Consider the following 13,840-nt stretch of genomic DNA (forward strand, 5'->3'; position numbering starts at 1 on the left):
GGCAAACTTGTCGTATAAAGGGGGGCTTATGTTATATTTATAGGTGTATTACATCCTTCTGAAGGACGGAAACCATCATGAACACATCGCCATATCGACTCGAAGGCCATATTTTTTGGCGCACGAATATGCAGCTTAGCGTGACGAGGGAGCGCGAGCGATTCTCGCTGCCGATTCATGTCCACGACTTCATTGAAATTAATTACGTCGCTGAAGGCAAGGGCCATCATTACATTGGGGATGAACGGCTGTCGGTCGAGCAGAAAGATCTCTTCGTCATTCCCGTCGGCACGCAGCATGTCTACCGGCCGGTATCACAGGAACCGAAGGATGAGCTCATTGTATACAATTGCCTGATAGGACCTGATATGCTCACAAGATTGCAGAGAGCGTATCCTTTACCAGAGGACATGGATACGCTGCTGACTGCTGAAGGGCAGCCCTATCGGCGTCTTACGGACACCGGGGGCGAGGTCAGACGGATCATGGAAGGACTTCATATGGAATATATGATGCGCCAGCCTGGGTATGAGTCGTTCATGTGTGCCCATTTGACACAGCTGCTTCTAACTCTTTACCGTCTTTATCAGCAGGAGGGAGCGGCATCGGGTGCTTATTCCGAAATCGGCATCATATTCGATTATATCCACGCTCATTATGCCCAGCCACTGGTGTTAAAGGAGCTTGCAGCATTAATACCAATCAGCGTCAGCCACCTCCAGCGGCTATTCAAGACGGCAACGGGCCAGTCATTCACGGAGTTTATACAAAACTTGCGCATAGAGAAGAGCTGTGACCTGCTGCTTCAGACGAGTTTGAGCATTGGTGATATTTCAGGCAGGGTCGGTTATCGGGATATTAAGTTCTTCCATGCGTTATTTAAAAAAAAGACAGGAATGTCTCCAAACCGATATCGGAAGCGGGCACAATCGGCAGCTCTGGGGCTGTCCTTCGATTACAATTCACCCACTTAGCGAAATAGCCCCACAAAACTAGACAAAAACAAGCAGTTGACCTCTTTCATTCAGGTCGCCTGCTTGTTTTCAATTAGACTGACCTACACGCTGCGAATTGAGATCGCATGTCGTACCGTGTAAGATGTCAGCATTTAATATTTAATGATATTAATAATGCAAGGTCACTTCGATCGTACCCTCGAAGGCTTCCACGAGTACAGCTTCTTTCTCAGGAACGTAGACGCCGCCGGTTACACGGCTTGGAACAGCACCTTCCGGATGCGGCAGACGCAGTAGAATCGAATCCGGTTTGCGGTCTGTTTCACATTGAAACGACGCCTTGATTGTTCCTTCGGACAGATTAGAGACAACTTGAAGACTGGTCGCTCCGAAGTACGTACGCGCATTCTCCCATTCGACGACCGAACCATCCTTCATCCATTCCCTTGGAATACCAGGTAGAAGGTTCAGCGTTCTGCCTTCTTCCATGTACAGCATCCAACGGGTTTGCATCAGAAACCAACCCTCTTCATGGGTCTTGTGCGGACTTGCATGCCAATAATGCTCCCAGAATGTATAGGTCTCACGGTCGGCGAGTCCAGCGAAGCCGTTGTAATAGGCTTTCAGGAACGGTTTGACTTCGCCCCTCTTCAGATGTACATAAGGATGAATGCTGTAATACGGCTGGCTCAGAGCAACGTTTCTTGCGCACATAAGCTCTGAATGATAATTAAGCATCCATGACGCGGCTGTCTCATCCGCACCTACTACCTCCTGCAGAACCAGATACAGCGGTCCTAGCAGCGAATCTCTAGCAACGGCAGCACCATGGGTCAGCCATTTTCCCGTCTTGGTATGAAGCGACAACGGTCCCCGGTCTTCTACCCAAGGCGGAGCCGTCGGTACCCAGCTGCCATTCCCGATCGGCACGACAGGCGAGAGCGCAACCGAGCGATCGAAGGCATCACGGATATCTGCCTTGAGGGCTTCAGCCTCCATTCGTATCGCTTGCGAGGTTTCCGGATCGGTCGCGAGCAGGAGCTCTGCTAAACGAGCCAGTCCAATGTAGGCATATCCATTCAGCATGAAGGAGTGGTATGGATCTTCCGGATCGGCCGTCTTGCCTTCGAGCATTCCGTACCCTTTGCCGCGAAGCGCCTCCGTTTGATTCCGCTCCCGCCACGCCTTAATATAATCTCTTGCCTTGAGAAGATTAGGCTTCACCCGGGCGACCCACTCTTCATCCCGCGTGTACCGGTAATGCTCCCCAATGCTCCATAGTGCAGCACCCGTCTCCAGCATGTACCCGCCAAAATTCTGAATAAAACCATCCTCATGCTGTTTGTCCAGGAAGAATTGCAACGATCGCTCGGCTAAGTGATTCCAGCCCATCGAATCCATGAACTGCACGATCGGCGAGCTCTCCGATCCAATAGCCGTATACACGCCGATAGCGGGAAGGACCGTACCACCTGGCTCTTCTCCGAATGCGACGACATCGAGATGAAGCAGCCCTGCTTGAATCATTTGCTCGATCCGCCGCTCCGGAAGACGGAACTTAGCGGCTTGCGACAGCTTCTCTCTCCAGAATTGACGGCATTCCTCCAATCTTGCATCGAAGGATTGCTCACTTAATCGAGCGGCTCGTTCTGCGGAAATTGGACTATGCGGCAGGTAGATATCGAATTCGACGGATTCACCGGGCATCAACAGTATCGCCGTTTCTTCACGTTCAAGCGCTCTTCCGTTCATTAGGGTAACGCTGCACACTCGGTTCTCGGAATAATTGACGAATCCGGTTGAGCCATCAAATTTATAATTCTGATCATTATTCAACACGAATGCATTCGGGACGACATTCTTAAACCAGGCATAACGCGGAACCTGGCCGTTATTGGTCGCCTTCGCTCGCAGATACAAGACGGTTTCTTCATTTTTGTCGAGCTCTGCTTGACGAGCCAACAGCTCTTCACGACGCTTCGTCTGATCCTCTGTAAGCATATGACCGGCGCCATAGCCGTCGGCAACAAGGTAATTCGTACCTCGCAGCGTCTGCTCATTCAACGGACTGTGTTCATATGAGGCAAACGAAGTTGTATCGTAGACGACGTCATCTTCCTCAATACGGCCGCGGAGAATCGGCAGTACGCCTTCCTCCAGCCGGCGTGTAACGGGCTCCGTACATCCGATGCCTTTTCCAAGCAGGAACCGGTAACGAACAGAACGATCGTCATTCTCGGGAATCCCTTGCTCATGAGCAAATCTTCTGGGCTGAATCCAATCCCACAGGAGATCTTCGCCGCCAACGCCACGCAGCCCAACGGCAAACATCCTTACATCGCGCGATAAGCCGAGCCATGTCTGACAGGCCAGATTCTTCGTATGAGCGGCCGCGGATTCGTAGTTTTCTTCCGGCTCGGATTCAATCGTCTCTAAGCCGGTAAACAACCCTTTGGCTGCAATCTCTGCTTCTATTTGATTGTAGGATCGATGATCATCCCCCTCGGTGACGATGACACCGTATTCCCGAATGTAGATCGGGTACCGTGCATCCACGTCATGCAGCCGGAACGTAAAGGGATTTACGGACGAATCTACCGTAACAAGAATGGGAGCGCCGCTCGTGACTTCGATCGTATCGAAGCTGACGTAGAGCTTGTACCCCTTATCATGGCCTTCTCCAATTTCCGCGGCAGTGAAGGACACCCCGTTGGAATCATTCCGATTGCTGCCGGCAGCTGGTTCTATTCGCGTAATCTGACCGGACGAAACTGCGATATGTCCTCCTGCTGGACCTTTATTCCACAATACATTAACGGATCGAATCATGTCTTGAACTGCCCCTTCCCCTCATTTATTATGGCAAAAGCGTACCCGCTACACCTCGCGGCCAAGCCTTGGCCCGTATGAATCCCTCAGCATAACGTACACCTGCCTGGAACCCCCGGTACTGAGAGCTGACGGTCATCATCTCGTCCATCGTGACACCATATTGGTCGGATAACCAATCGGACACTTGACTCTTGTGTTCAGCTAACATACGGCGTTTTACTCCGATCGTGCTGGTAATGTCAACATATTCCTCGGGCAGAAAGCCTACTCCCGCCACACTATCGGCAAAATAGACAACTGGAATTTTTTCGCATGGCGGCTCGTCAGTAACAATGTTAGGGACGGTAGTCATAATTGCGACATCGTTCACGATTTGACCGGTCAATGTATGGTCCGGGTTGTAGAGATCTCCAGGCCAATGCGTCAAGATGACATCCGGACGGCACTTGCGAATCGCATTAATGAACGATAGCCTTGTCTCCTCCCGGTCGAACAGAAATTCGTCAGGAAATCCGAGCCAGATTAGCTCGGCGCCAATTAATTCCGCCGCGCGCTGCGCCTCTTCCTTGCGTATGGCAGCAATCTCATGCTTAGGCAGCGTCGGATGCCCGACCTCACCATTGGTCGTTACGACTATAAATACGTCGTCACCGCGCTCAGCGTATTTTGCCAGGGTTCCTCCCATCAATATTTCCGCATCATCTGGATGTGCACAGCAAGCCATCACTCTCAAGGCCATAACCCCTTTGCTCTATTCTGGTTCGATTATAGCACCAGGAGGATCGCCGCACACCCGAGAAAAGAAACCGCTTTCCGTAAAATACGAACGTATTTTTCACAACCGTATCAGCCGTTTTCTGTAATTGGGAACGTGATCATGACCGTGGTTCCAAATCCCGGCTCGGAGCGAAACCGCAGCTCATAATTGCCTTCATAGTAATAATCGAGACGCTTGCGAATCATAGCAATTCCCGAGTTACGCTTCGCATGCTCTCCCCCGCCTTCGTTCAGCTCCAGCACAGTCTGTTCATCCATTCCGACGCCTGCATCCTTGATCTCGATTATCCCTCTGTCTTCGCTTATATAGACACGCAAGCATAGCTCACATGGTCCTTCTTTGGGCTCGACGCCGTGTTTGATCGCATTCTCGATTAGAATTTGCAGCGTAAGACTTGGCAGTAGGGCTGACTTCATCCGCTCGTCGTGAACATCGACTCTGAAGCTCAGTCTGTCTTCGAATCGCAGCAGCTGCAGCTGGATATAGGAATCCAGCTGTGTCAGTTCTTCATCGATCGTAACCAAGGGACGGTAGGACTTGACGATATAACGCAGCATGCGCGATAAGTGATTGACCGTAGCATAGGTCTGCGTCGCATTCTCAAGCAGCGCTTGACCTGAGATCAGATTCAGAATATTAAACAAAAAATGCGGATGAAGCTTCGCTTGTATAACCTTCATCTCGGTTTCGCGCAGCAGTGATCGCCACTCCGCTTCCTTCCGCTTGGATTCCCCCTCCTCCAAGCTCTTGACAATATATTCAACGAGCAGACTCATAAACTCAGTCGTAGCCTTCAGCTTTTCTTCCGTTATGACGGGCACCTGCCGGATGGCATCTACCAGCGAATCCTGATTCAGGCCGAGACTCTCAACACGTTTCAGAATTTCCGCAATTCTTACCTCTGTTGGATGCTCTAGTAATACCTGTCCGGTAATGAACGCACCCATTCCGTGCTTGCGGAAGTGAATGGGGACTGCACTGTCATATAGACCTGCATGACACTTGCAAACAACGGACGTTTTCTTCGTTATGGAGAAAGAGGTTACACGCTCATCGGATCGCAGACAGCGCTGCTCTCCTTCAGGGACGGATTGAACAAGCCGGCAGAATGCGGGAGATCGGTCATCGAATTTATCCGTAATCGCGACACCCTTCGGATCAAGAATATTGCCATTCATGCCTGTCGCCGTCATGAACGTCTTCTGCAGCTTGGTGAACAGTCCCAGATCGAAATAAGCCCGGATATCGCTAACTTCATCATCTGCTTGGTTGAATACGAACTGTTCTTCCGTCCATTCCCGAATCCAATCCTCTTCCATGCGATTCGCCTCGTTTCATATTTTCGTACTTTTCTTGCGGAAGTTAAGAGTGCATCAAGCTTGCCGTATGGTTTATAGTTAGTTTAATCAGTTCTCTCACGTTTGGAAAGGAGTTTCGTATGCTGCTGAGTATCCTGATTGCCGACGACGAGCCCATCGAATTGAAGGTATTGAACAAAATTGTGAACGACAGCGGATTGCCTGCCGTCATCGTGGACGGAGCCCGCTCAGGAACAGAAACGCTGGAACGGGCAGCCCGCTATTTACCGGATCTGATCTTCATGGATATCCGTATGCCGGGTATGAACGGATTAGATGTCGCCGCGATCATTAAACAGAACCAGCCTGACACGGTGATCTGCATCGTCACAGCTTATGACGAATTCCACTATGCCAAGCGGGCAATCGACATTCATGTGGATTATTTGATGGTCAAGCCGGTTGATCCTCCCGAAATCGAACGAATCATCAAAGAAACCATCACCCGAAAAAGCAAGAACGAGGACGAAGCCCCGACCACTGGAATCAGCTTGAACCGCGCACAGCTTGCCCGGGATATCGTCGAGCTGCTGCATGCTCACTATATCGAGCCAATCACATTATCTTGGCTGGAGCAGCGGATGAAGGTCAGCCAACAATATTTAAGCCGTACCTTCAAGGAAGCCTTTAATATGACCATCATGGGTTACTTGACTCAATTCCGTATGAAGCTGGCGCTTAAACTGCTGGCTGATCCTGAACTTAGCATTGCAATTATAGCCGAGCGCGTCGGTATTCCCGATTCCAGCTATTTCGGCCAATTGTTCAAGCAAGCACAAGGTGTTACACCCTCACAATACCGCAATCAATTTTCGAAGATCCCTCGCAATAGTTAAACATGAGGCCAATGAAGTCCCGCGATACATGAAGAAACGGGAAGGCGCTATATCCGTGCCTGAAGCAGCACGTCAGCAACCTTCCCGATTTGTTCCCTGTCCCCTACATAACACCACACCTGACTTACATCTGTGAGCACTCGATCCGTTGATTCCATCAATGGGGTATGGTACTCGATTTCGCCAAAATAGCCAAAAGCCCCATCGTCATTGTAGCATTGTACGCAGTGTCCAAAGTCATCCTGCCGATCCAGCGGTACATCTCCATACAGCTTTGTAGGATCAACACGGAAGCTGCGTATGAGCAATAAGCTTCTGCCGTCAGCCGTCGTGCGGATGTATCCGATTTTACCTGTCGTCTCCCCTGCTCGAATGGATATCTTGCTTTTAACTCGCGCATCGATTTGGAATCTAATATGATCTGGCTCTTCTTGTAAACCGCATGGCGTATATCCAGCCAAGAAGGATACGGTCTTTGCCGGTCCATTCGTTGGCAAGATGGCCTCACCGGCTGCAGGTACCTGGATCAGATTCCATAGGGACAAGGGAGGGAGTTGTTTGGTTTCATCCCCCAGAAACAGATGATCATGTCTAACAATTTCCGCCTCTACCTCATAACCGACAAATGAATATTCAAGGCCATACTCCGCCTCATTGAGCTTCAATGGATCGGGGACCAGTCGTATTCGCTTTGACATATCAAATCCGATTTCGCAATCGGACCGGTACGCTTGGAGGTTGACGGTTTGGTTAGCTGTGAGCGAGCCGTGAACCCTATTGCCGGTTTCGTATGATCCTGGATCCAAGGCTGCGGGAATAAGGTATGCTGCTGTTGAAGGATTATAGAAATACTCCACTTCCGGACTGATGAAGGTTCGGTCTCCACCGATATTCCAGCTCTCCTTCATACCCGTGACAGCCGCGGAATTCGCCAGCTCTGCAAGCTCTGGCCTGACCCACACCGCGTTCTCGGCATTCGAATCGGGATAAACGCCGATTACGCGGCAGCCTCGTTCAAGGATTAGAATAGACCCACCGTCTTCGTTGTAGAGCTCTATATACTTCCACCCTAATCGATCAAATATAGAACATAATTCATTACGGCCCATCCGTTCTCCCCCTTGTATGTCCCGATTATACAACGCCCCCCAGGGCTTGACATCCGAGAAAAGAAACCGATTTCATGAACATTCAAACTTTCTCATACCTGCAGGGATGAGAAATCAACAAAGAATCCCCCGCAGGTCATTGATCTGCGGGGGATTCTTTGTGCAACGGTTCGTTGTTATGATTACTTGAATTGTTTCAAGAATTGAACAGCGTTAGCGATATCGGCCTCTGGATTAGTCCCCACTTCGCGCTCGATCGTGAGGTAGCCTTTGTAGCCGATATCCTGCAGCGCTTGGATATACGCTGGCCAATCCACTTTACCTTCACCAAGCGGAACTTCGCGGAAGAATTCTCCGCCAGTGGCCATCTCTGCGATTTTCTCATGGCTAAGCGGCTCGAAGCCGAGTGATCCGTAGATAATTCGCGGATCGACCTCAACCAAACGAATGCCATCCTTGGCATGTGTATGAACGATATAATCCTTCAAGTTGTACACGCCTTGAACCGGATCATCGCCAGTTACCATGACCATATTCGCCGGATCGAAGTTAACCGATAAACCATTCGTACTCAGTGTATCGAGGAAGCTCTTCAAGTGAGCCGATGTTTCAGGACCGGTCTCAATGGCAAAATATGCGTTGACGCTGGTCGCGTAAGAGCTCAGCTCGTCGCATGCCTTCTGCATGGCTTCGTAGATTTCACCATTCGTATCATCCGGTACGATACCGATATGAGTCGTGACCACATTCGTGCCAAGCTCAACGGCCAAATCAAGAATGCGCTTGGATTTCTCGATCTTCCATGCATTTTCATTCTTGTCTTGAAAGCCATGACCGGACAAGTCGCCTACTAATGCGGAGATTTCCAGTCCTAGCGATGCGATGTACTCTTTCAATTCTTTGCGCTGCGCAGTCGAAAGATTATCTGGATCCATCTCTCCGCTCACCGCATAGATTTGTACGCCATCGGCTCCAACGTTCTTCGCCTTAACCAGACCTTCACGTACACCAACCTTGAAGCTATCGACGATTACACCGATTTTATTCGAAATTCCCAATTCGTCACCTCATTCGTAGTAATCAACTAAAGGACAAATTACGTCTATGCTTCGTCCCAAAGACGTCTAATATTCTGCAAACCATACTCGGAACCCGTCCTGCAGTCTTCCATGCCTTCGAATTCGATCGACAAGTAACCGTCATACCCGGAATGCTTAATAACCCGCAGCACTTCACGCATATCGATATCGCCCTGTCCGGAAATCGCCCCGCGCAAATAGTTGCCGGCTGTTGTACGGAACCAGCCGCTGCCTGGATTGAGGTAAGATGGACGAAGGTAGAAATCTTTGATATGAACCATGGATGCGTACGAAATATTGTTCTTCGTAGCGGCCACCGAATCCTCGTCAGCACACATGAAGTTGCCGATATCGAGCGTTGTTTTGAAATTAGGCCGGTTTACCGCATGAATGAGAGCCTGAACGCGGTCGCTCGCCTGTATGTAATAGCCATGGTTTTCCACGCTGGTTGTGATCCCGTATTGGGCTGCATAGTCAGCAATACGCTGACAGGCTTCTGCCATCTTCGGCAGATCCGCCTGGAATTGCTTGATCGAAATATCGCTTCTAGAAGCAACGTCATGTCTCATCAGCTTGACGCCGAGAGCGTTGGCGACGTCTACTTCCTTCATAACTCGCTGTATTTCGTTCTCGTATGCGGATTCATCATCGGCTGTGAGATTCGCTCCGATTGCATAGTTAGAAATCGCGATGCCTGATTCCTCTGCTTGCTTACGAATCTGATCGATCAGACCTGGGTTTTGGTTCAGGTCGAATCCGATCGGAACGATCTCGATATGTTCTCCCCCATGATTGGAGATCCAAACGATGGCGTCCGTAATGCTCATTTCGTTAGCTTGAATTGCACGGGCCAAGCTGTATGAGCTTAATCCAAGTTTCATGTTGTTTCCCACCTTTATCAAATAATCGCATCATTAATGCGAAGTCATGCTGGTATTAGAAATGAACTTCTACGCCTTTTTCAGCCGATTCATAAATACCGCATAGGATCTTCATAATTTCGAGACCGTCTTCTACAGGGCTAATCGGATCATTGCCCGACTTCACACATTGAACAAAATGGTCAATCTCCGCTTGGAAGGCGCGTCCGAAATCGAACCCAACCGAATTCACTTGCGGCGTAATATTAATGATTGTATCGTGCTTTTCGGTCACGATGCTAATCTCAGGATCGATCTCCAAGCCGCCTTTCGTGCCATACAGCTTCACAGCGCCTTCGTCCTTCTTCGCGTGAAGCGTAAAGCTAACGTCAACGAGAAGCGATGCGCCGTTCTCGAAACGGATGAGCGCATTCGTCATGTCTTCGACCGTATTCTTCTCCGCATCATAATCCGCCGCTTGATAGAACGACAGGTTCTGGATATTCGAGCGGTTGCCAAGCTTGCGATATGTATTCCCGCTGACGGATTTCACTTTTGGTTTGCCCATCATATACCAGCAGAGGTCAATCACATGCACACCGATATCGATCAAGGGTCCGCCGCCGGAGCGCTCGATATCCGAGAACCAGCCGCCCGGATTGCCTAAACGGCGAATGCTGGAAGCTTTGGCGTAGTAAATTTCGCCGACATCCCCGTTTTCAACAAATTTGCGCAGCATTTGGGCATTCGGATCGTAACGGCGTACGAAACCGACTTGAAGAATTTTATCTGAGGCACGTACGGCTTGTTGAAGATCCATTGCTTCTTCAACGGTACGGCAGAGCGGTTTTTCAACCAAGACATGCTTGCCTGCTTCAATAGCCGCCTTACTGATCTTGGCATGCGTATTGTTCCAGGTGCAAACGCTTACTGCAACGATATCAGGATTGGCCAGAAGCTCGTTATAGTCCGTATATACTTTGGTAGCCCCATATTTCTTGGCAGCCTCCGCCGCTCTTTCTTCATTCAAATCACAGATTGCATATATTTCCACTTCTTTATTAGCCTTATAGGCGTTTAAGTGGGATTGCGATATCGAGCCTGCGCCGATAACGCCAATTTTTAGAATGCTCATCTCTTTTTATTGCTCCTCTCTACTTTTTTATCTTATGTCTGTATTATAATAGCTAGAGGTTAGAAAACCATGTATAGCATTGCCATTGTTTTGTACTATTGTGCTCTAATGAGGTGATGGAATTGGAAAAATTGTTGTCGCACCGCGAACCGATGGATATGCCTGATCCTTTATTCCCGATCAAGCTGCATCGGACCCACGCGAATGAATATGGATCATTATTATTTAACCATCATTGGCACGAACATATTGAGTTTCTGTTTTTTATTGAAGGCGAGGCGATGATTGAATGCAATTCGGAACGGCTCTATGTGAGTGCCGGCGATCTGGTCGTCCTGAATAGTACCGATCTCCATCATGGCATCAACTTATCCGACAATTTGTTTTATTTTGCGGTCATTGCCGATCCTTCTCTATTGCATAGTCGATCCGTGGACGCCGTTGAGATGAAATATATTACGCCGATTACGCAGAACCGTATTTCCTTTCAGAATAAGATCACCAATGATCCCGAGATCAATTCCTGCATCCGCTCGCTCATCGAGGAATATGAGAAACGGGAATATGGCTATGAGCTGGCGGTCAAGTCCGATCTGTACCGCTTGTTGTCCATTCTGCTGCGCAAATATATCGTCCGGCTGCTTAAACCTAACGAGTATGAATTAAGAAGAAAAAACCTCGAGCGGTTCGATCCCATTTATGAGTATATTGAAGAGAACTATCAGTCGAAAATCATGGTCGAAGATCTTGCGAAGCAGGTGAACATGAGCCGCTTCTATTTCTGCCGGTTGTTCAAAGAAATCACAAACAAGACGATTTCGGAATATGTGAATTTCGTGCGCATCAACAAATCGGAGTACTTATTGCGCAATACGTCGATGAGTATTTCGGAGATTGCATTAGCGACGGGATTCAATGATATTTATTATTTTAGCCGCTTGTTCAAAACTTATAAGAAGGTCTCGCCCTCCAAGATCCGTAGAAATCCTGGTGAAATGTAGTCGAGGACGAATACTGGAGGGGAAAAGCTGTACGCAGCCTTCCCCCTTCTTTGGATAAACCGATATTTCTTCTGCAATCGGGGCAGCTCTTACTCTCCCGAATACAAATAATTCAATCTTCCGTCCGGTGCCGCGTCCCCGTATTGATAGAAATCCATGATATCGTCTTCGTTTTGTATATGATCCACCCATTTGAATTCGAATTGCAGCGGATTATCCGTATTGGTTAATCCAAGCATCACTCGAGGAATCGACAGCTGCAGCTCGTTCTCGCGGACAGCATATTGAACAGTCCCTCGTTCGCTCCAGTTCCATCCCTCTAAGGAATGTTCGACTGTTGTAGTCGAAGCATCGATGACCTTACGGTTTACGATGTAGTCGTACCCTTCCCATCCCGTGCCGCGGCTGCCGTTCACATTGATCAACAGCATCATCCAATGTTTATCGGTATGTGGTGTGATGATACTGCTCGTACGCGCGTAGAAATAGATATTGTCCTCGTCGTGTGCAACCTTCATCGTATCCAAATCATTGCGGCCCGTATCGTTCTGATAGACCAAATCGCCATACCCGGGATGATTCCTTGCAGCCGTATCCCCTATAAAGTCATGATATGCTGGCGTTACTGCCGCCCATGCGCTAAAGTCATTCCCGATGGCGATCGTATGCTGCCCCCCAGCTGACTGCGGCCTCGCCATCCCCTTAAATTGCCGGATATGACCGATCATTTGCAAATAATAATTGTCGTTATATCCGCCCTTCATCGGTTCGATATCGCGGCTGAAGTTCAATGTAGCTTGATCCACGAATAGGATTGGGCGTTCTGGCGGCCCTTCCAATCTCATCGCGATCCATTCATTCCAGCCAGTAATAAAGACGATGCTCGGATCTTCCTTGCGCGCAAATTCCCATTGTTCTTCTATATTATAGCCCACGTATTCAGCACCAGGAGAATCGTCATTCACACCATCGTGAAAGCTGCGTCCCCAGTTTACTTCATGATTATAAAAGGGTGTGTCGCTCATCGAACAGGTTGGATGCTGGGCGACGGCAACATTGATAATTTCCTTCTCGCCTTCATCGTTATAATAAACCCGCTGCGGACGGAAGAATTCGATCCACGGAAAACCATTCGTCTTCACGTCATGGAACGGCCATTGATTGAGGCGGATCGTGAAGAAATCATTAATTTCGTCGCTGCACTCCTCGGGATCTCCGATGATGAGTGGTTTGCCTTTCCAATGGAACCATAATTCGGCATGCCGCCCCGGTTTATATAAGTCCGTATATACCTTTTCGATCGTTTCACCGGAACTGGAGTTTGTGTAGAAGACGATTTGCGGCACTTTATAGCCTTGGATTCTAACCTCATCCATGATTTCAAACAGTTTATCGTAAATTTTCTTATACGTTGCAGCATTCGTTGTGTCGAAGACGAGAAAATCAATCCCTGCGTTGGTCAATAATTGCACATGTTTACGAAGCACCCATGCATCGTCATTCAGGTAATAGCCATATAACGGCTCCCCCCAAAAATGAAAGGCATTCTTCGGTCCCCAGAGCGGATGGTTCGCATCATGAACGGCCTCTGGGGCCTCCGCGATGATCTTCGTGTTATCGAATGGACCTTTCGTTCCGTGCTGGCCGAGCCATAGGAAATAGAAGATGCCCACGTAGCGATCTGCCCGCGGCTCGCTAACTTCCCCGTATTGAGGTAACTTTCTTCCAAGGCTGTCTGTTCCTGTTAGTTGATCAATGGAAACCGATGATTGCATCTGCTCGATTTTCATAGGCTCTCCTCCATGTATACGTAGTAGAATCAAATGATACCTATTCGATCATCACTTTACTTCCTTCTCTCGAAAATCAATCCTACATGATTTATTTATGTATAAG

Annotated in this window: 11 protein-coding genes; 3 read left to right on the forward strand and 8 right to left on the reverse strand. The window is 48.9% G+C overall.

Translation table 11 applies throughout. From position 1 onward, the window contains the following. The first annotated feature begins 77 nt into the window (after positions 1 to 77). Positions 78 to 974: a helix-turn-helix domain-containing protein gene (locus NNL21_RS25655; RefSeq protein WP_204821193.1), complete on the forward strand. Its 897-nt coding sequence runs from the start codon at positions 78 to 80 to the stop codon at positions 972 to 974. Between the two features lie 150 nt (positions 975 to 1,124). Here the strand turns inward: NNL21_RS25655 and NNL21_RS25660 are convergent, their stop codons facing one another. The 3 genes from NNL21_RS25660 to NNL21_RS25670 form a co-directional block, all read right to left on the reverse strand. Then, positions 1,125 to 3,785 carry a hypothetical protein gene (locus NNL21_RS25660; RefSeq protein ID WP_204821194.1) on the reverse strand — a complete coding sequence of 887 codons (2,661 nt, stop codon included), beginning with the start codon at positions 3,783 to 3,785 and terminating at the stop codon, positions 1,125 to 1,127. Positions 3,786 to 3,813: 28 nt separating this feature from the next. Further along, on the reverse strand, positions 3,814 to 4,512 hold the full coding sequence (locus NNL21_RS25665; RefSeq protein WP_256555483.1) for a PIG-L deacetylase family protein: 699 nt from the start codon (positions 4,510 to 4,512) through the stop codon (positions 3,814 to 3,816). A 122-nt stretch (positions 4,513 to 4,634) separates the two neighbouring features. After that, complete coding sequence (locus NNL21_RS25670) at positions 4,635 to 5,885, reverse strand: sensor histidine kinase (RefSeq protein WP_204821196.1); 1,251 nt, start codon at positions 5,883 to 5,885, stop codon at positions 4,635 to 4,637. A 119-nt stretch (positions 5,886 to 6,004) separates the two neighbouring features. Here NNL21_RS25670 and NNL21_RS25675 point away from each other — a divergent pair, with 119 nt between their 5' ends. After that, entirely contained in the window at positions 6,005 to 6,760 is a 756-nt protein-coding gene (locus tag NNL21_RS25675; RefSeq protein WP_204821197.1) for a response regulator transcription factor, read from the forward strand. Between the two features lie 47 nt (positions 6,761 to 6,807). Here NNL21_RS25675 and NNL21_RS25680 read toward each other — a convergent pair whose 3' ends face one another. The 4 genes from NNL21_RS25680 to NNL21_RS25695 all read right to left on the reverse strand — a co-directional run bounded on the left by NNL21_RS25680 (position 6,808) and on the right by NNL21_RS25695 (position 10,943). Continuing rightward, on the reverse strand, positions 6,808 to 7,869 hold the full coding sequence (locus tag NNL21_RS25680) for a DUF6786 family protein (protein ID WP_204821198.1): 1,062 nt from the start codon (positions 7,867 to 7,869) through the stop codon (positions 6,808 to 6,810). A gap of 182 nt (positions 7,870 to 8,051) precedes the next feature. Continuing rightward, entirely contained in the window at positions 8,052 to 8,927 is an 876-nt protein-coding gene (locus tag NNL21_RS25685) for a sugar phosphate isomerase/epimerase family protein (protein ID WP_204821199.1), read from the reverse strand. Between the two features lie 44 nt (positions 8,928 to 8,971). Further along, positions 8,972 to 9,829: a sugar phosphate isomerase/epimerase family protein gene (locus tag NNL21_RS25690; protein ID WP_204821200.1), complete on the reverse strand. Its 858-nt coding sequence runs from the start codon at positions 9,827 to 9,829 to the stop codon at positions 8,972 to 8,974. Between the two features lie 55 nt (positions 9,830 to 9,884). Further along, a complete protein-coding gene (locus NNL21_RS25695; RefSeq protein ID WP_204821201.1) occupies positions 9,885 to 10,943 on the reverse strand; it encodes a Gfo/Idh/MocA family protein in 1,059 nt (352 codons plus the stop codon). Between the two features lie 122 nt (positions 10,944 to 11,065). On the opposite strand from NNL21_RS25695, the gene NNL21_RS25700 reads away from it, so the two are divergent. Then, complete coding sequence (locus tag NNL21_RS25700; RefSeq protein WP_256555474.1) at positions 11,066 to 11,944, forward strand: helix-turn-helix domain-containing protein; 879 nt, start codon at positions 11,066 to 11,068, stop codon at positions 11,942 to 11,944. An 89-nt stretch (positions 11,945 to 12,033) separates the two neighbouring features. Here NNL21_RS25700 and NNL21_RS25705 read toward each other — a convergent pair whose 3' ends face one another. Continuing rightward, positions 12,034 to 13,734 (reverse strand): hypothetical protein, encoded by a 1,701-nt coding sequence (locus NNL21_RS25705; RefSeq protein ID WP_204821203.1) that lies wholly within the window; start codon positions 13,732 to 13,734, stop codon positions 12,034 to 12,036. Between the last annotated feature and the right edge of the window lie 106 nt (positions 13,735 to 13,840).

This window comes from Paenibacillus mendelii, assembly GCF_024498075.1.
Classification (GTDB): Bacteria; Bacillota; Bacilli; order Paenibacillales; family Paenibacillaceae; genus Paenibacillus_Z; species Paenibacillus_Z mendelii.